This is a genomic window from Clostridium sp. JNZ J1-5 (assembly GCF_053901425.1).
The window spans coordinates 329,031-347,912 of record NZ_CM132773.1 but is presented as its reverse complement, the minus strand read 5'-3'; the positions used below and the strand labels follow the sequence as shown (position 1 = coordinate 347,912).

Here is an 18,882-nt window from a genome sequence, read left to right as displayed (position 1 = left end):
CATGCACATATAAAAAAGAAAGGTAGGGAATTAATATGAATTTTAAACAAGATGAAAATCACCAACAATTACAAGAAATGTATCGCGATTTTGCACAAAATGAGGTAAAACCAATTGCAAAAGAAATTGATGAAACTATGCGCTTTCCAAAAGAAAATGTAGCAAAAATGGCTGAGATGGGCTTGCTTGGAATTCCATTCCCTGAAGAATATGGCGGAGCTGGAATGGATACATTAAGTTATATACAATGTGTAGAAGAATTATCTAAATGTTGTGCAACAACAGGTGTTATTGTTTCAGCACACACAAGTCTTGGTGCAACACCAATTTACACATATGGTACAGATGAACAAAAAGAAAAATATTTAAAACCACTTGCTTCAGGTGAAAAGTTAGGTGCCTTTGCATTAACAGAACCTTCTGCTGGAACTGATGCTTCTATGCAAAAGACAACAGCTGTACTAGAAGGAGATCATTATGTATTAAATGGCAGCAAGATCTTTATTACTAATGCAGGATATGCAGACATATATATTGTTTTTGCTATGACAGATAAAAGTCAAGGAACAAAGGGTATTTCAGCATTTATCGTTGAAAAAGATTTCCCTGGTTTCTCTGTTGGAACTCATGAAATAAAGATGGGAATCCGTGGATCTTCTACATGCGAATTATTCTTCGATAATTGCATAGTTCCAAAGGAAAATCTTTTAGGAAAAGAAGGAAAAGGATTTAGCATTGCAATGGCAACTCTTGATGGAGGCCGTATTGGTATTGCTGCACAAGCTCTTGGTATTGCAGAAGGTGCAATAGAAGAAACTATAAAATATGTTAATGAACGTGTTCAATTTGGACGTACTATTTCAAAATTCCAAAATACACAATTTGAACTTGCTAAAATGCGTGCAAATACAGAAGCTGCAAAACTTTTAGTATATCAAGCTGCATGTGCAAAGGATGATCATGAAAGATTTACACATTTAGCTGCTATGGCAAAATTAGTTTCTGCTAACAATGCCAGCGATGTAACAAGACGTTGTTTACAATTATTTGGTGGCTATGGATATTCAAGTGATTATCCAATTGAAAGAATGATGCGTGATGCAAAAATAACAGAAATTTATGAAGGAACATCAGAAGTTCAAATGATGGTAATTTCCGGATGGATGGGTGTTAAATAATATATACCTAAGATTAAATAAAAACAACTTAATAGCAGTATGTATAACCCCCAAGTGTATAAGATATGCACTTGGGGGTTTTCTTATTTTTAAAAATAGCAAGAATAGATAAAGAAATCCAGTATAGCCTGAGATGGAGAGCTATTTCTGGACATTGTGCAACCTATTTTTGTGCAATTGTTTTATATATTGCACAAAAGAAAGTTGCACAATGATATAAAAGCCTTAAAAATAAGCACTTCTAAAAGTGGCATGAAACTTGTTGTAAACATAATGTATAATTTTAAAAATATGTAAATAAATAAGTTGACAAGTGAAAATCAATATGACTACTAAGCTAAGAAATTAAAAAAATATTTAGGAGGTAGAATAATGGGATATATTTTGAATGAAGAACAAACGAGTCTAGTGGATATGGTGAAAGAATTTATGAATAATGAGGTAAAACCATACGTTGCAGAATTTGATACAACAGGAGAATTTCCTAGAAAATTATATGAAAAAGCATTTGAAATGGGTTTGCACTGTCTTGAAATTCCTGAGGAATTCGGTGGTAGCGGTGTTGATTATATGACTACCGCTGCTATTTATGAAGAAATAGGAAAAGTTGATGCTGGATTTGCTACGGGTTTATGTGCCACTAGTTTATCACTAAAACCTGTTTTAATTGCAGGAACACCTGAACAGAAAAAACTTTTTTCAGATATTATTGTACCAGGTGCTTTTGGTGCTTTCTGTCTAACAGAACCAAATGCAGGATCAGATGCTGGTTCTGTAAGAACAACAGCAGTAAGAGACGGAGACGAATATGTAATAAATGGTGCAAAATGTTTTATTACTAATGGTGGAGTATCAGATGTATATATAGTTTTTGCATCTACAGATAAATCAAAAGGACTAAAGGGACTGACAGCTTTTATTGTTGAAAGAAGTCGTGGTGGTATAACTGTAGGGAAAGAAGAAAACAAAATGGGAATCAGACTCTCAAATACTACTGATGTTGTATTTGAAGATGTAAGAATTCCTGCTACCAATCTTTTAGGAAAGGAAGGCGAGGGATTCAAAATTGCAATGAAAACATTGGATCTTGCAAGGCCTTTTGTTGGTGCAGTTGCTGTAGGTATTGCACAAAGAGCAATTGAAGAGTCAGTTAAATATTCAAAAGAAAGAATTACCTTTAAAAAACCAATTGCTAATTTCCAAGCAATACAATTCATGCTTGCTGATATGGACATTGAAACAGAGGCAGCACGTCAAACTGTAATACATGCAATGCAGCTGATTATAGCTAAAAGACCTTATTCAAGAGAGGCAGCCATTGCCAAATGTTTTGCAGGTGATGTTGCAGTTAAAGTAGCATTAGATGCAATTCAAGTTTTAGGTGGTTATGGGTATAGCAGAGAGTATCCAGTAGAAAAGCTTTTAAGGGATGCTAAAATATTCCAAATATTTGAGGGAACTAACCAAATTCAGAGGATAGTAGTTGCTGGTAATTTATTGAGATAACACATATTTATTAATAAATATGAAGGAGGTTAGAATGAATATTTTAGTCTGTGTAAAACAAGTGCCAGATACAACAGAAATTAAAATTGATCCTATTACAAATACCCTTATTAGAGCAGGTGTGCCAAGCATAGTGAATCCATTTGATGCGTATGCTTTAGAGTTAGCACTAAGAATTAAAGAAACTAATGGGGGGACAATAACCGTTTTGTCAATGGGTCCGGAACAAGCAAAGAGTGCATTGAGACAGTGTTTATCAGTAGGAGCTGATAAAGCAATTTTACTAAGTGACAGAGCCTTTGGAGGATCTGATACATTGGCGTCAAGTTACATTTTATCAACTGCTATTAAGGCTATTGAAGATAAAACAGAAAAATTTGATTTAATATTTTGTGGTAAGCAGGCCATTGATGGAGATACAGGGCAGGTTGGACCTGAAATAGCAGAGCATTTGGGCTATCCACAGGTCACATATGCTTCTGATATTACAGTTGATGGTAAAAATATAAGAGTAAAAAGAGAAAATGAAGACCACAGCGAAATTATTGAAGCACAAATTCCTACTGTTATTACTGTTATTAAAACTGCTTATGAACCAAGATATGCAACGATAAAAAGCAAGCTAGCGGCCAACAAGGTTCAAATATCTACTATGACATCTGATGATTTAGATATTGATTTAGAAAGAATAGGTTTAAAGGGCTCTCCTACAAAGGTAAAGAAAACCTTTACTCCTCAGCTTAAAAAAGCAGGTGTTAAAATTAAGGGAGAAACAGGTTCAGAGTCAGCATTAAAGTTAATTTCCTTGCTTTCTGATGCTGGACTCATATAGGAGGGAACATAAAGTGAGTATATTGGAAGATTATAAAGGCCTATGGGTTTATATTGAAGCAGTAGACGGAAAGGCTAAAAGTGTAGGGCTAGAGTTATTAAATCCAGGAAGAAAACTTGCAGATATCACTAAGGAAAAATTGATAGCTGTAGTAATTGGTGATGGCGTTGAAGATGTTGCAAAGACAGCCATTGCATATGGTGCAGATGAAGCTATTTTAGTACAGTCCTGTGAGTATAAAGAGTATACTACCGATGGATATGTTAATGTTCTTGATAAGTTGATTGAAAAATATAAGCCTTCAACACTTCTAATTGGTGCTACAAATAATGGAAGAGATGTTGCCCCTAGATTAGCTTGTAGAATCAAAACTGGATTAACAGCAGACTGCACAGCACTTGATATTGATAAGGAAAGCGGAAATATTGCATGGACCAGACCTGCTTTTGGTGGAAACCTTATGGCAACAATTTTATGTCCCAACACAAGGCCTCAGATTGGTACAGTAAGACCAGGTGTTTTTAAAAAAATAGAACCTGATTTCTCTAAAGAGATAAAAATTTTAAGAGAAAGAATTACTACACCTAAAGAAAAAATTAGAACTAAATTGATTGAATATATTAAGGACACAACAGGAGAGGTAGTTAATCTTGAGGAGGCTGAAATCATCGTATCTGGAGGAAGAGGATTAGGGAAGGCTGAAAATTTTTCATTGATAAGAGAGCTTGCAGAAGTGCTAGGGGCTACAGTGGGGTCTTCAAGAGCTGCAGTTGATGCTGGTTGGATATCACATATTCATCAGATTGGGCAGACAGGAAAAACTGTTCAAACTAAAATTTATATTGCATGTGGTATTTCAGGTGCTATTCAGCATTTAGCAGGTATGAGTTCTTCAGATATAATTATTGCTATCAATAAGGATGAAGATGCACCTATATTTGATGTTGCTGATTATGGTATTGTAGGAGATTTGTTTGAAGTATTACCTGTTTTAATAAGGGAAATTAAAAAAATTAAAAACAATAAATAAGAATATAGGAGGAGTGTTAGCATGGGTTATAAAAAAATTATTTTTAGTCATGACAACGGTGTTGCTAGAATTACACTAAACAGCAAAGAAAATTTAAATGCATTTGATTATTCTTTGGTATCAGAGGTAACTAGTGCATTGGATGAATGTGCAAGTAACCCAGCTGTAAGAGTAGTAATTTTAAATGGTGCTGGAAAAGGATTTAGCGGTGGTGGAGATATTGCTGCAATGTATAAAGCTATAGACCAAGGACAAGGTTTTGATGAATTAATTGAAGAGGCTGCAGAATTAGCAATAAAGATTAAAAAACTTCCTAAGCCTGTAATCGCTTCCGTACATGGTGCAGTTGCAGGAGCTGGCTTTAATACTGCAATAGCCTGTGATATTTGTATTGCAGCAGAAAATTCTTTATTTATACAAGCATTTGTAAACATTGGGCTTATACCTGATACGGGCGGTGTATATCTATTAACAAAAGCTGTAGGAGTATCAAAAGCTTCTGAGTTGACTTTGACTGGAAAAAGGATTTCTGCAAAAGAAGCATTTGACATGGGAATAGTAACAGAGATGTGTTCTATTGAGGAACTTGAGGAGAAAACAAATAAGCTTGCATTGAAAATGGCAAAGGGTCCTGCCGTTTCTTATAAAAATATAAAAGAACTAATTTATAAAACACAATTCTCTGACTTTGAAGAATATTTAAAAGAAGAAGTAAAAGCTCAGGCAGAATGTAGTAAGACAGAAGATTTTAAAGAAGGATTGAAAGCTTTCTTAGAAAAAAGAAAACCTAATTATGTAGGCAGATAAATAAATATTGCTTTTGAAATATTTACATTCATATTTTTATTTGAAAGAGGTGGATTTTTATGAGTTGGCAAGATATTTATAAAAGTAAATTAGTATCAGTAGAAGAGGCCGCAAAAAAGATAGAATCCGGTGATAAAATATGGTTTGGGGCATGTTCATCAGCACCAATACAAATCTTAGAGGCTTTAGCAGATCGTGCTCAAGAACTTAAGAACGTTGATCTTGTTACTGCAATGGCAATGTATCCATATAAATTTTTACAATCATCAGAATATATTGGTAAACTTAATTTCCATACAATTTTTTATGGACCTTTTGAAAGAAAGTTTTATAAAATCGGAAATGTAGATATTGATTCAGTTCACTTTGCTAATTCATACTTAGCAATAAGAGATGTATATAAGGTTGATACATTATTAGCAGATGTGTCAGAACCTGATGAAGACGGTTACATGTACTATGGAGCAGTGGGTGTATCATGGAATGGGGTAGTTGCTGAGTACGCAAAAAAGAAAATTGTTCAAGTCAATAAATGCCAGCCGAAAGTTAATGGAGTTAAACATAGAATTCATGTTAGTGAAGTAGATTGTATTTGTGAGTATGACCATCCACTTCCTGAATTAACACAGCCTCCTGTTAAAGAAACAGATAAGAAAATTGCATCTTATATTATTCCCTTAATACCTGATGGAGCAACCTTACAAGTAGGATTAGGTGGTATTGCTAATGCTGTTGCTTATGGCCTTGAAGATAAAAAAAATTTAGGTGTTCATACTGAAATGCTCACAGATTCCATGGTGTATTTAGCTAAAAAAGGTGTAATAAGCAGAAGAATTTTAGCAGGCTTTGGCTTAGGAAGCAAAGAATTATATGATTTTGTTGGTGAAGGCAAGGTTGAATTGGCCCCTATTGAAACTGTTAATGATCCGTATGTTGCAGGAAAAAATGATAACTTTATTTCAATTAACAGTACACTTATGGTTGATCTTACTGGCCAGGCAGGTTCAGAATCAATTGGTTTTTCACAGTTTAGCTGTACGGGAGGACAACTTGATTATGTAAGAGCTGCTGGTATTTCAAAGGGTGGAAAGAGTTTTCTTTGCTTGGCTTCTACTGTTAAAAATAAAGATGGTAGTATTGAATCTACAATCAATGTAAGCCTACCAGCAGGCCAGGCTGTTACAACCCCAAGATCTGATGTAATGTATGTTGTTACTGAGTATGGGATAGCTGATTTATATAACAAACCTATTAAAGCAAGAGTTGAAGCTATGATTTCTATTTCACATCCAGATTTTAGAGAAAAACTTAGACAAGATGCTATTGCGGCAGGATTAATATCAAAATAGAAATATTGTATTAATTTTTAAACCTGATGTGCTTTATAAGTACATCAGGTCTTTTAATATACGATTTTATAGCCGCTATGAACAACATTTATCAAATAAACATAATTTTTATATTTATTACATAATAAATATAAAGTTAAATATTATATTTGGTAGGTGGAGGTTAATATGATATTTTCTGAAATAAGCTGTAAGGCTGAAAATTCATTGAAAAAAATAGATAGTTTGGGTATTGCAGAATTGGTTAAAGCAGAGGCAGTTGGTATATGTACTATTACGCAAAAAAGCAAGGTATATATAGATGCTTGTGTAAAATATAATGAGAATGTAGCAGATTTAAAATCTATGCTGGATTGTATTGCAATGAAAATTTTTAAGTTAGAGGATAAAAATGAGGTGTTTAATCTTTCAAAGTATGGTAATTGTGGATTCATATTAGTGATTCCCATAAGAGCATACTATAAGTATAAAGTTTTTTGTGTGTTTTATAATATGAAGGGCTTTACCAAAGGAGAAGTTACCTCAGCATCTGCAGTGCTTAATTTATTGTATAAAAACGTTTTACTTTACCATGATGTATTAAATGAAAGAAATTATCTTAATAGTTTGTTTAATAGTTTGGAATCAATTGTTATTGGATTGGACAAGACTGGAGTAGTAACTTCTGGGAACAAAGCAGTAGAGAAGATATTCAAGATGAACTTACAAGATATTTTAGGAAATAATTTTATTGATTTAAAATATATAAAAGGAAAAAGAAATATTCATGAAATTATAAACAAGGTAATTAGAGAAAGTAGAAGTTACATAGTTAAAGAAGAAATATTTATGTTAGAAGGTGAAAAAGTATTTATGGATATGGTTTTTTCTCCAGTGAACAACAGCAATGGGGAAATTGAGGGTATAGTTATAGTTATGGATGATATTACTGATAGGAAAATGTATGAAAAGGAGAATGAACAGTTAAATCAATTCAAGAAATTAATTGGAAATGGTAAAGAAATAAAAAGAGTTAAAAAAATAATTGAGAAGATAAAGGATTTAGATACTATTGTTTTGCTCACAGGAGAAAGTGGAACAGGAAAGGGTGTATTAGCTAGAGAAATATTTTATAGAAGCAATCGAAGAGAAATGCCTTTTATACATGTAAACTGTGCTGCTTTACCAGAAAATTTAATAGAAAGTGAGCTGTTCGGACATGAGAAAGGGGCTTTTACTGGTGCAAATGAAACAAAGATTGGTAAATTTGAATCTGCTAGGAATGGAACCATATTTTTAGATGAAATTGGTGCTCTAGATTTAAACTTACAGGCTAAACTACTTATTGTTTTACAAGAAAAGAGTTTTGAAAGAATTGGATCATCACAGCCAAGAAAATTGGAAGCGAGAGTAATTGCTGCAACAAACATTAACTTAGAGGATGCTGTACAGAAAAAAATATTCAGAGAAGATTTATATTATAGATTGAATGTAGTGAGAATAGAATGTTCTCCCTTAAGATATAGGAAAGATGAAATAGAAGAGTTATCTTTAGCTTTCATAGAAAATATAAGTAAAAGGTTTAAAAAGAAAATATTATCTGTTTCAAATGAAATTTGGGAAATATTTAATATATATAATTGGCCGGGGAATATAAGAGAATTAGAAAACACACTAGAAAGTAGTATAGCTCTTGCTTCAGATGAAAGGTTAAAGGTAAATGATTTGCCTATAAGAATAATAGAAAAAGTAAAATATATAAAAAAAACAAGTCAAGTGCAAGAATCAAATGTTGCTTCAGAAACTGCAGTTAAAAAATTTAAATTTGAAGAGCAAGAAATTAGGAGATTAAAGGAAGCACTTTATAGAAATAATGGACATAGAGAAAAAACGGCAAATTATTTAAATATATCTAGACGTACTTTACAATACAAATTAAAAAAATATGGTCTTATCTAGGAGTTGAAAATTTCAACTCCTTGTAATTTCAAGGCTTCTATGATATTGTATAATACAGAAAATTACAATAAAGGAGAAAATCAATGAATTATTATCATGTAGATGTATTCAGTTCACAATCTTTATCTGGAAATGGACTTACAGTCATCTTTCATAAAGAAGACTTGGGAGAACAGTATATGCAAAGACTTGCACAGGAATTTAAGCAATTTGAAACTATTTTTTTGAGGCAGATGGGAGAAAAACGCTTTCGTGCAAGAATATTTACGGTAGAGGAAGAGTTGGATTTTGCCGGGCATCCTATTTTGGGGGCAGTATCAGCAATCCATGAAAAATTTTATTCAAATGAGGACAAGGTTACCATTACATTTGAATTAAATAGCAAAATTTTGCCATCAGAATCAATTAAGATGAATGGTTTTTTTCAAGCGACGATGAATCAGGGAATTCCAGAATCTTTGGGAGTTGTTGACGGAGAATTGAGACAAACCTTATTGCATGCTTTGAATCTTACTACCGACAATCTGTATCCGCAGCTTCCAATGGAGGTTATATCAACTGGATTGCCATATCTGATTGTTCCCCTTGCTTCTGGGTTAGAACAGGCAAAAATTATTACCAATGATTTTGAAAGGCAGTTGAGCAAGGTCAATGCGAAGTTTGTATATGTGTTCGATGTTGCTAAGAGGGAAGGACGCACTTGGGATAATTTTGGTGCGGTAGAGGATGTGGCAACTGGCAGTGCCGCCGGGCCGGTTGGAGTTTATCTTTATAAATGGGATATCTGCAATGCAACTGAAAGCATAATTTTAAATCAAGGCAGTTTTCTTGGAAGACCAAGTAAGATAAAAGTCTATGCCGATCAGTTTACAGGAGAAATTTATGTGACCGGTGATGTCAAGATAATTGCCAAAGGAGAACTGTTGTCGTTATGATATAACACCTTTTCAAAACTTTCCTTTAGTTCTAAGAGAAAATAGGGCAGGATTAACATGATATATTCTTATTTTGAGAACATTCCAATAGCTATAAAAAAACCACTTTCCTGATGAGAATTTTCATATCTAATTCACATCAAGAAAGTGGTATTTATTACTTCAATGTTTTATATCAGTTGCATTTTAAATTAGCTAAACCATAATATGAATCTAATCCAAATATATTTGTATTGCATCTATTTCTTGACCGAAAGTACCTGCATAACCATTATTTGAATCATATTCATTGTATCCAGTCACATAAGGCAGCCATGTACCAGTTGTTCTTAAATGAACTCTGTAATGAACAGTTTTTCCGGTATCAGTTTTTATCATTAAGCCGTCAATAGGTTTGCCCATTATACCTGCGTAATCATTTCTGTTTGTTACTGCAGGTAACCAGCTTCCGCCTTTGTAATGCACTTTGTAAGTTATATTTCCGCTTGATAAATTAGCATATACACAATCAACATCGTGCCCAAATATTCCTGCATAATCTGTTGTGTTAACTACATTAGGTAACCATGTTCTAGTAACATCATCATAGGTTTGATATGTTACACTTATTTGACCTGTATTAGAAGATCCAAGAGTACGCCAAAGGTTACTCCAATCAGTAGGTGCACCATTATAAACAGTATTACCACTTGCAACTTTACCCTTATTTATTATAGAAGTGGTTTTATCTGGGTTAATGTAAAAAGCATCAAAAGCATATGTGTTACCGAATCTTGAAAAATATGAAGTGAAGGAGCTTGTCCTTCCTTTATAAACACCTATATCATAGTGTAGACCATATACTTGTGTTACACCATCACTACCAATTCCACCTATTTTATAAAAATTGGTTCCTTGTGGAATAACAGTACCACTGTCCATATATGATTTCCAAGTAGAATAGTTACTTCCATGCATAAACTGAACAGTCATATAATCTAGGGTACCATCTGGATAGTATACTTTATCTATACTTTGAAATAAAGCTACACCATATGAGCTGCTAACGTTTACAATTTTCCCAGTAAAAGGTGCAAATGCATATGTTCCACCAACACAATCAATATGATTTGAATTTCCATGTGAGTAACTTTCATATGCTATTTGTGTAATGTTCATTGAACTAACTGGAAACCAAGCATATTCATAAGCTGCTGCAATGGTAATATCTGCAAACTTCGTGAAAGTCAGGCCAAGCATTAATGTCAACATAAAAATGAATGTCATTAATCTTTTTTTCATAATTATCCTTCCTTTCTTTTTTATATAGATTTGTGAACCTAGAATAAAAAATTATATATAATAAGCTTATTATATTATATATTATAGCAATATAGTAATTATATGTAAATAGAAAAATGTAAATATTTATAAATAAATGTAAAATATACTACAATTGTATACATAACAATACTAATTTTTTATAATTAATTATTAAATGAAAAAGCATTTATACTTAGGTGTTTTTTTATTTTTAACCTTTTTAAATATATTCTTTTAGATTTTGACCAATTCAGTAAAGAAGCAATATCAGAGGAAGAAAAATTAGATGTAATTGCAGATAGAATATTATCTGAAAACTTAGAAGCGTTTAAGGAGCTAGCTAAATGAAATATATATCAACAGATTATATTTTAAAATTACATGAAAAATTGATATTAACTACTGGTGGTTCGATAGGAATAAGAGATAAAGATCTTTTGGAATCAGCAATTGAAAACACAAAAGCAACATTTGCAGGAGAAGATTTATACAAAACTATTGAGGGAAAATATATTAGAATGGATAAATAATCATAAAAATCTATGATAAATTATTTAAATGAAGTAAAGCAGATTAAGAGAGTTATTTAGGAGCAGCCGTGTCTACACCGCTGCTCTTAAAACATATAAATTAGACGAATAGCTGGCAAGGTCAGCTATTCGTTTTTGTTTTATTTAATTATTAAATAAAATTGGAATATAGTGTAACATAAATAACAGGGGTTCGTTTATTAAGTGAAAGGGGCGAGAACATTGTGAAAAATGATGAGTTTGAAATTATATATAAAAAATATAGCGCAGAACTTTATATTTATGTCCTTTCACTATGTAAAAATCATCATTTGTCTCAGGACTTAGTAAGTGAAACATTCTTCAAAGCTTTGCTATCTATTGTAGATAGTCCTGGGCATATAAAATATTGGCTATTTAGAGTGTGTAAAAATCTATACTTAGATCATTTAAGAAAAAATAAATACTTACAAGATATTGAAATAGACCTAGACAAACTATTTGTAGAGGACAGCACACTAGATAAAATCATACTTAATGAGCAGCGGAGAAGTGTTTATTATGAGATTTTAAAATTACAACCGTCATATAAAGAAATAATTACTTTGTACTACTATTGTAATTTTAGTCTAAAAGAAATAGCAGCTATAATTGGAATTTCTCAAGGTGCAGCTAGAACTTTACTATTTAGAGCAAGAAAAAAATTGAAAGTAGTTTTAGAGGGGGAATTGAAATGAGCTTTAAAGATTTATTAGATAAATATAAAAATGGGACTGCTTCTGAGGAGGAAAAAAAATTAATAGAAGAAGAGCTTCATAAATACGAAGCAATAGATGAATATTTATCTGAAAGTTATGACATAGGTTTTGAAAGGGAAACTCTACAGGAGAATATTAATAATGAAACAACCTTTGTTAAAAGAAGTGTAAATAAAAAATTACGCAAAGTAATCTTAGTCTCTGTTGCTATTGTATTTTTAATATTATTTGGTACCTATTATGTAGTTTCTCCTATTGTAAGTAGTTTCTACTATAATCCATCTCAAAAGACAGTAGGTAAATACAATGAAGATTTATTTTATGATTTAAGAGTTTTTACAGAATTGAACTTGCCAGGTTATGCAATTACTGGTGCAGGCTCAGAAAATTTAGGATTTGGTGTTCACGATATATATTTTCAGAGAAAAAACCTATTTAATGGTGAAGCAAAAGATATTACTGCTAAGATTAAAAGAGATACAAAAATAGGAACCTGGCAGGATTTTTTTGCTAAGGATTATTTAGGATTTATGGACATTAGGTTTTCTAATCCTAATCCTCAGAAAAATCAATTTATTGAAAAGAGTAATGAAGAAGTCATCAGTCATATTAAGAAATTGAATCCTGTTTCTTATATTTCTTCAAATGTGATATTTAAAAAGGATTTAAGCGTAAGTGAATTTGAGGAGCTAAGAAAAAAATATTCTGATAAAGTTAGTTTTAAATGGGCAGGAGTGCGAACTAAGAGTAAAGATGATCCTTATAGTTATTTGTCTGGATTTAACCCTAATTTTAATGATGGATTGGTTACTGGAGATAGTGCAGACAAAAATAAATATCCCTATTTAGAATTAGTAGATTATATATCAGATGAAGGTAATAGGAAAAAGTTCAACGGTTCGTTTGTAGAAGCATATACTAAACATTTTACTTCATTATTAAGATATATGAATAATAGACAAGAATCAGTTAAGGTATTAGATTCTAGCCCTGTTAAGGTAGAATATTACAAAAATGCTCTAAATTATGTTGAAAAGAATGGAATAAATATTTATGGAGTTTTAATTTATAGTGAAGCGGGAGAATTATTAGAATTTATAAATAATGAAAATATAGAGTCTATAGAAATAAACAATGTTTTACCTTCAAAATATATAAATTAACAATCTCTAAGACACACAGTGATTATGAATGATTTCGAATACAATTATCTCCTTGTTCTAAGCTTCAGAGGGAGTTTTTACTCCCACTGTTCCTTTTTTTATTTCTGATTGCTTTTCCTGTCTAAAACTAGAGCCTTGAAACCTTAGTATTTTTCCCATTTAACATTGATTATGGAAAGAAAAAGTAAAAATGAAAAAATTTTTTTAAATTTAGGGTTGAAATGTATACTTTTTAGGTATACAATAAAACTATACGGTTTAGGTATACTTTTAAGGAAGATATTTTAAATTATGCTTGTTGCAGCAAAGCACATTGGTTAGATGATTTCTAAAGGCAAAAAATTGAAGAGGTCACCTGAGTTCAAGAAGTTTTGCTTGCACAGCTCATCATAGAATGGCATTCATGAAACCGTATTATTAAGAGGAGGTGTATTTATGTTTTTTAAAACTACGGAACAACATGAAAATTTAAGAGCACAAATTAGAGCTTTTGTTGAAGAGGAAGTTAAACCTATTGCATTTATGTTGGATCAGGAAAATAAATTCCCTTCGGAAGCAATTCATAAGTTAGCTGATATGGGGATGTTGGGAATCCCATATCCAAAAGAATACGGTGGAGCAGGTCTAGATACAATCAGTTATGCAATTGCTGTTGAGGAATTATCAAGAGTGGATGGTGGTACAGGAGTAATTCTTTCAGCTCATACATCTTTAGGTGCATATCCAATTGCTGCCTATGGAACAGAAGAGCAGAAACAAAAATATTTAGTTCCACTAGCAAAGGGAGAAAAGCTTGGAGCATTTGGTCTTACTGAGGAAAATGCTGGTAGTGATGCAGGTGGTACAGAAACTACTGCTGTCTTAGAAGGCGATTACTACATTTTAAATGGTGAAAAAATCTTCATAACCAACGCAGGTGAGGCTGATATATATATTGTTTTTGCAGTTACTACACCAGATATAGGTACTCGTGGTATAAGTGCATTTATTGTTGAAAAGGGATGGGAAGGCTTCGCCTTTGGTAAACATTATGATAAGATGGGTATTCGTTCCTCTGTTACTGCAGAATTGGTTTTCAACAACGTAAAAGTTCCTAAGGAAAATCTATTGGGTGAAGAAGGCGAAGGTTTCAAGATTGCTATGGGTACACTAGATGGCGGTCGTATTGGTATAGCAGCTCAAGCTCTTGGAATTGCCCAAGGTGCTTATGAGAGTGCACTAGAGTATTCAAAAGAAAGAATCCAATTTGGTAAACCTATATGTCAACAACAGGTAATCTCTTTCAAATTAGCTGATATGGCAACTAAGCTTAGAGCAGCTAGATTACTTATTTACAGTGCGGCAGAGTTAAAAGAAAATCATGAGCGTTACGGCATGGAATCTGCTATGGCTAAACAATATGCTTCAGATGTTTGCCTTGAAATTGTTAACGATGCTCTTCAAATATTTGGTGGAAGCGGCTATATGAAAGGTATGGAAGTTGAACGTGCTTACAGAGATGCTAAGATATGTACAATATATGAAGGAACTAATGAAATTCAACGTACTGTTATCGCTGCTAACATTATAGGTAAGATGCCTAAGACTGAGAGTGCAGGCAGAGTTGCTAAAAGAGGACCTATAACAGGTTATCGTAAGAAAGTTATTTTCAAGGATGGAACTCCTGAAGAACAAGTTAAAGCTCTTGTTGAAGCCCTTAAGGCAGACGGTTACGATTTTACAGTTGGAATTCCTATAGATACTCCTATTACTAAAGCTGAAAGAGTAGTCAGCGTAGGTCTAGGTGTAGGAGAAAAGAAAAATATGAAACTTATAGAAGATTTGGCAGTTCAAGCTGGTGCAGCTATAGGATCTTCTCGTCCAGTAGCTGAAACACTTAAATATGTACCACTTAATCGTTATGTTGGTATGTCTGGCCAAAAATTCAAAGGCAACCTTTACATTGCTTGCGGTATTTCAGGTGCAGGTCAACATCTAAAAGGTATAAAGGATGCGTCTACAATTGTTGCTATAAATATCGATCCTAATGCGAAGATATTTAAGAACGCAGACTATGGTATTGTTGGTGACATGATGGAAATATTACCATTGCTTACTGCTGAATTAGACAACGGAGAACCAAAGAAGGATGCTCCTCCAATGAAAAAGATAAAGAGAGCTGTTCCAAAGAAAGTTGCTCCAACTTGGAAATATCACGTATGTAACGGATGCGGTTATGAATATGACCCTATGGTAGGTGATCCTGAAGGTGAAGTAGCTCCTGGCACACTCTTTGAAAATCTACCTGAAGAGTGGACTTGTCCTGCTTGCGGTGAAGAAAAAGATATGTTTATAGAAGTCTAATTTCTATAATAAGTAAACATAATAGTATAATATGTTTTAATGTAAAGGGGGATTAAATATATGTATTGTGTTAGAAATGTAACAGAGGATCTTTATTGGGTTGGTGGCAATGATCGTCGACTTGCCTTATTTGAAAATATTCATCCAATTGAAAGAGGTGTTTCATATAACTCTTATCTACTTTTAGATAAGAAGACAGTATTATTTGATACTGTGGATTGGTCAATTTGCCGTCAATTCCTTGAGAATATTAAATCAGTTCTTGGGGACAGACCTTTAGATTATATGGTAATCAACCATATGGAACCAGACCATGCAGCTTGTATGGAAGAGATTATTCTTCGTTACCCTGATGTAAAAGTTGTATGTACAGAAAAAGCTGCTATGTTCATGCATCAGTTTGGTTTCCATATCGATGGCAAAATAGTACAAGTTAAAGAAGGGGACACTATGTCCTTCGGAAAACATAATGTTGTATTCGTATCTGCTCCAATGGTACATTGGCCAGAAGCTATGGTAACATATGATACTACTAATGGCGTATTATTCTCTGCAGATGCCTTCGGTTCTTTCATATCATTAGACGGCAGACTATTTAATGATGAAGTTAACTTTGATCGTGATTGGATTGACGAAGCAAGAAGATACTATACAAACATTGTAGGTAAGTATGGTCCTCATGTTCAAGCTCTATTAAAGAAAGCTGCTACTATAGATATCAAGATGATTTGTCCTCTACATGGACCAGTATGGCGTAATGATTTCGCATACTTATTAGATAAATACAACAAGTGGAGCAGTTATGAACCTGAAGAAAAGGGCGTAATGATTGTTTATGGAACAATGTACGGCAATACAGAGGCAGCTGCTAATGATTTAGCAACAAGATTAGCTGAAAAGGGAATGACAAATGTGGTTATGTATGATGTTTCAAAAACACATGTATCATACTTGATTTCTGAGTCATTCAAATATAGTCACATAGTTCTTGCTTCCGTAACTTATAACTTGAAGATTTATCCACCAATGCTAAGTTATATAATGGATATGAAGGCATTAAATCTTCAAAAGCGTACTTTCGCTATTTTGGAAAATGGATCATGGGCTCCTCAATCTGGCAGATTAATGCGTGAACTTATAGAGGAAATGAAAGATATGACTATTTTAGATAGTGATATGACAGTTAACTCAAGCTTAAAAGAAGGCGATGAGGATTCAATGGATGCCATTGCTGACAGTGTTATCGAGTCAATGAAGTAATGTTATTTTAGATTCGTCTAAATTAATTTACTGCATATATCTAAAGTTTTTAAAATGATGGAGAAAAATTTATCTTGGAAAGAGAATCTAGCTTAGATGAGCTTAGGTAATAAAAGCTGTATTGAAAGACCTCAATGCAGCTTTTATTTATTTGCAAGGAGGTACACAAAGGAATTGCATTGCTAGGTTTATTTACTATAATTTATAACTATGGTATTATTATACTATAGTTATAAATGGAGGATTGAATATGGCTAAGCAGGTTAAAAAGTTTTACAGGTTTCTAGCTTGGTTCTTCTCCGTGGTTCTTGCAGCTGGTACCTTAATTGGTTGTGAGGGAGAAAATAAGTACGGGCCGCTAACTTCAAAATATGGTCCGCCTGTGCCAAGCGGGTACCAAGATAATATACAAGGAAACAAGGTAATATAAAATGAAAAAGCAGTTTCAAAATTGGGCTTGGAGCCAAGGAAATGTTAATGAAATATCTTTTTCTGAAGCTTGGGAAACCAGATATAAGAGCATGAGAAATCGAAAATGGATGAAAACCGGAGATTGTGAAAACTGTGAACAGTGGAAGAAATGTAATGGGTCAAGTCTTCATCTATGGGATTTTAAAAATAAAAGGCCCAAAATGTGCCACTTTAAGATGCTTAACGATTAAAGTGATTGAAGGCAAATATTAGAATGTACCTAATTAGATACATTCTATGGACCTAATGATGTAAAGATGATTTACACTAAAAGGTTCTAGTATTTTAATATGTTATATGATATATTAGACATAAACTAAGATAACCGTACACAATGTGTGCGGTTTTTCTAATTTGTGGAGTTACAAAAAATATATTAATTTTCAATGAAAGTGAAAGGATAAATATTTATAATATGAGAATAAATAAACTGCTTAGTAATCGTGGAATATGTTCAAGAAGGGAAACTAATAGAATTATTGAAGAAAAAAGAATTACAGTTAATGGAAAGTTGTGTGAGGCGGGGCAGTGGGTAAAAGAAAGTGATATCATCTTAATTGATAATAGGCCTATTCCTGTAAAGGATAAAGTTTATATTGCCTTAAACAAACCAGTAGGAATTACTTGTACAGCGGCAAAGGGAGTGGAAAGCAATATAATTAAATTTATAAATTATCCGGAGTATATATTTCCTGTTGGAAGATTAGACAAGGCATCGCAAGGATTAATACTGATGACTAATGATGGAGATTTATCAAATAAAATTTCAAAGGCGGAAAATAGACATGAGAAAGAATATATAGTAACCCTTAATAGGCCTTTTGATGATGTTTTTATGAAAGAAATGTCTGATGGAGTTGAGATTTGCGGAGTTGTTACAAGACCTTGCACGGTTAGTAGAGTAAGTGACAATACCTTTCGTATTATTCTAACCCAAGGACTAAATAAACAAATTCGAAGGATGAGCAAGGCTCTAGGGTATAAGGTTATTCGTTTAGAACGTATCAGAATTATGAATATAAAAATTGATGGCATAGACATGGGAAAGTGGCGTAATCTTACAGAAGAAGAAGTAGAAGGTCTAAGAAACTGGTGAAAATTTCACATTTCATGAATAAAAGGCTCGGCAAGCAGCTGAGTCTTTTATTTATAACTTTCTTGATCTTAATCTATTTTGTTTACTATACGTAGAGTTAGAGTGTAAGATTTAAAGCTGTTTCAGTTGTTTTCATATCTACTTCGAATTGTTCTTGAGGGTTATAAGCATGGTAATAACTATTTTTTACCATATAATTTGTAATCACTTCATGAGTTCTTATAGCATCATTTAGATGCCTCCTTAGTACTACTCTTACATCTGGGGAAGTTGTTTCTGTCAAAGCGACGGCATAATTTTTGATACCGCTTTTAGCAGCTATTAAAAAGTCTGTAGCAATAACTTGGTCACTCATTTTATCCATTCCAGTAAGACTTTCTATTATTGAATTCATGATTTCACCAG

The 18,882-nt window shown here is 32.9% G+C and carries 18 protein-coding genes and 1 pseudogene; 17 read left to right on the top strand and 2 right to left on the bottom strand.

Translation table 11 applies throughout. The features are described 5' to 3' along the window. Positions 1-35 precede the first annotated feature (35 nt). The 8 genes from ACWW38_RS01745 to ACWW38_RS01710 all read left to right on the top strand — a co-directional run bounded on the left by ACWW38_RS01745 (position 36) and on the right by ACWW38_RS01710 (position 9,575). Complete coding sequence (locus ACWW38_RS01745) at positions 36-1,178, top strand: acyl-CoA dehydrogenase (protein ID WP_456259112.1); 1,143 nt, start codon at positions 36-38, stop codon at positions 1,176-1,178. Positions 1,179-1,550: 372 nt separating this feature from the next. After that, on the top strand, positions 1,551-2,684 hold the full coding sequence (locus ACWW38_RS01740) for an acyl-CoA dehydrogenase family protein (protein WP_456259111.1): 1,134 nt from the start codon (positions 1,551-1,553) through the stop codon (positions 2,682-2,684). A 34-nt stretch (positions 2,685-2,718) separates the two neighbouring features. Continuing rightward, positions 2,719-3,516, top strand: coding sequence for an electron transfer flavoprotein subunit beta/FixA family protein (locus ACWW38_RS01735; protein WP_456259110.1), 798 nt, complete (start codon positions 2,719-2,721; stop codon positions 3,514-3,516). Between the two features lie 13 nt (positions 3,517-3,529). Beyond that, positions 3,530-4,546, top strand: a complete 1,017-nt coding sequence (locus tag ACWW38_RS01730) for an electron transfer flavoprotein subunit alpha/FixB family protein (RefSeq protein ID WP_456259109.1) — start codon at positions 3,530-3,532, stop codon at positions 4,544-4,546. 21 nt (positions 4,547-4,567) lie between these two features. Continuing rightward, positions 4,568-5,353: an enoyl-CoA hydratase/isomerase family protein gene (locus tag ACWW38_RS01725; protein ID WP_456259108.1), complete on the top strand. Its 786-nt coding sequence runs from the start codon at positions 4,568-4,570 to the stop codon at positions 5,351-5,353. Positions 5,354-5,412: 59 nt separating this feature from the next. Continuing rightward, a complete protein-coding gene (locus ACWW38_RS01720) occupies positions 5,413-6,702 on the top strand; it encodes an acetyl-CoA hydrolase/transferase family protein (RefSeq protein ID WP_456259107.1) in 1,290 nt (429 codons plus the stop codon). Between the two features lie 168 nt (positions 6,703-6,870). Further along, positions 6,871-8,640: a sigma-54 interaction domain-containing protein gene (locus ACWW38_RS01715; RefSeq protein ID WP_456259106.1), complete on the top strand. Its 1,770-nt coding sequence runs from the start codon at positions 6,871-6,873 to the stop codon at positions 8,638-8,640. An 83-nt stretch (positions 8,641-8,723) separates the two neighbouring features. Then, entirely contained in the window at positions 8,724-9,575 is an 852-nt protein-coding gene (locus ACWW38_RS01710) for a PhzF family phenazine biosynthesis protein (RefSeq protein WP_456259105.1), read from the top strand. Between the two features lie 213 nt (positions 9,576-9,788). Here the strand turns inward: ACWW38_RS01710 and ACWW38_RS01705 are convergent, their stop codons facing one another. After that, positions 9,789-10,856 (bottom strand): hypothetical protein, encoded by a 1,068-nt coding sequence (locus ACWW38_RS01705; protein ID WP_456259104.1) that lies wholly within the window; start codon positions 10,854-10,856, stop codon positions 9,789-9,791. A 243-nt stretch (positions 10,857-11,099) separates the two neighbouring features. Here ACWW38_RS01705 and ACWW38_RS01700 point away from each other — a divergent pair. The 9 genes and pseudogenes from ACWW38_RS01700 to ACWW38_RS01660 all read left to right on the top strand — a co-directional run. After that, positions 11,100-11,225, top strand: a pseudogene (locus tag ACWW38_RS01700) (type II toxin-antitoxin system Phd/YefM family antitoxin); the annotation flags it as partial. Beyond that, positions 11,222-11,407 (top strand): death on curing protein, encoded by a 186-nt coding sequence (locus ACWW38_RS01695; RefSeq protein WP_456259103.1) that lies wholly within the window; start codon positions 11,222-11,224, stop codon positions 11,405-11,407. The pseudogene ACWW38_RS01700 and the gene ACWW38_RS01695, both read left to right, overlap by 4 nt. Before the next feature lie 224 nt (positions 11,408-11,631). After that, complete coding sequence (locus ACWW38_RS01690) at positions 11,632-12,123, top strand: RNA polymerase sigma factor (RefSeq protein ID WP_456259102.1); 492 nt, start codon at positions 11,632-11,634, stop codon at positions 12,121-12,123. After that, positions 12,120-13,307 (top strand): anti sigma factor C-terminal domain-containing protein, encoded by a 1,188-nt coding sequence (locus ACWW38_RS01685; protein WP_456259101.1) that lies wholly within the window; start codon positions 12,120-12,122, stop codon positions 13,305-13,307. The genes ACWW38_RS01690 and ACWW38_RS01685 overlap by 4 nt, the downstream gene beginning before the upstream one ends. A gap of 435 nt (positions 13,308-13,742) precedes the next feature. Further along, entirely contained in the window at positions 13,743-15,650 is a 1,908-nt protein-coding gene (locus ACWW38_RS01680; RefSeq protein WP_456259100.1) for an acyl-CoA dehydrogenase family protein, read from the top strand. A gap of 60 nt (positions 15,651-15,710) precedes the next feature. After that, the gene (locus tag ACWW38_RS01675; RefSeq protein WP_456259099.1) at positions 15,711-16,910 is read left to right on the top strand and encodes an FprA family A-type flavoprotein; all 1,200 of its coding nucleotides are present in this window, start codon (positions 15,711-15,713) and stop codon (positions 16,908-16,910) included. Positions 16,911-17,160: 250 nt separating this feature from the next. Next, the gene (locus tag ACWW38_RS01670; RefSeq protein WP_456259098.1) at positions 17,161-17,340 is read left to right on the top strand and encodes a hypothetical protein; all 180 of its coding nucleotides are present in this window, start codon (positions 17,161-17,163) and stop codon (positions 17,338-17,340) included. 1 nt (position 17,341) lies between these two features. Further along, entirely contained in the window at positions 17,342-17,572 is a 231-nt protein-coding gene (locus tag ACWW38_RS01665; RefSeq protein WP_456259097.1) for a hypothetical protein, read from the top strand. Between the two features lie 224 nt (positions 17,573-17,796). After that, positions 17,797-18,477 carry a pseudouridine synthase gene (locus ACWW38_RS01660; protein ID WP_456259096.1) on the top strand — a complete coding sequence of 227 codons (681 nt, stop codon included), beginning with the start codon at positions 17,797-17,799 and terminating at the stop codon, positions 18,475-18,477. 97 nt (positions 18,478-18,574) lie between these two features. On the opposite strand, the gene ACWW38_RS01655 is transcribed toward ACWW38_RS01660, so the two are convergent. Further along, complete coding sequence (locus ACWW38_RS01655; RefSeq protein WP_456259095.1) at positions 18,575-18,871, bottom strand: spore coat protein; 297 nt, start codon at positions 18,869-18,871, stop codon at positions 18,575-18,577. Positions 18,872-18,882 lie beyond the last annotated feature (11 nt).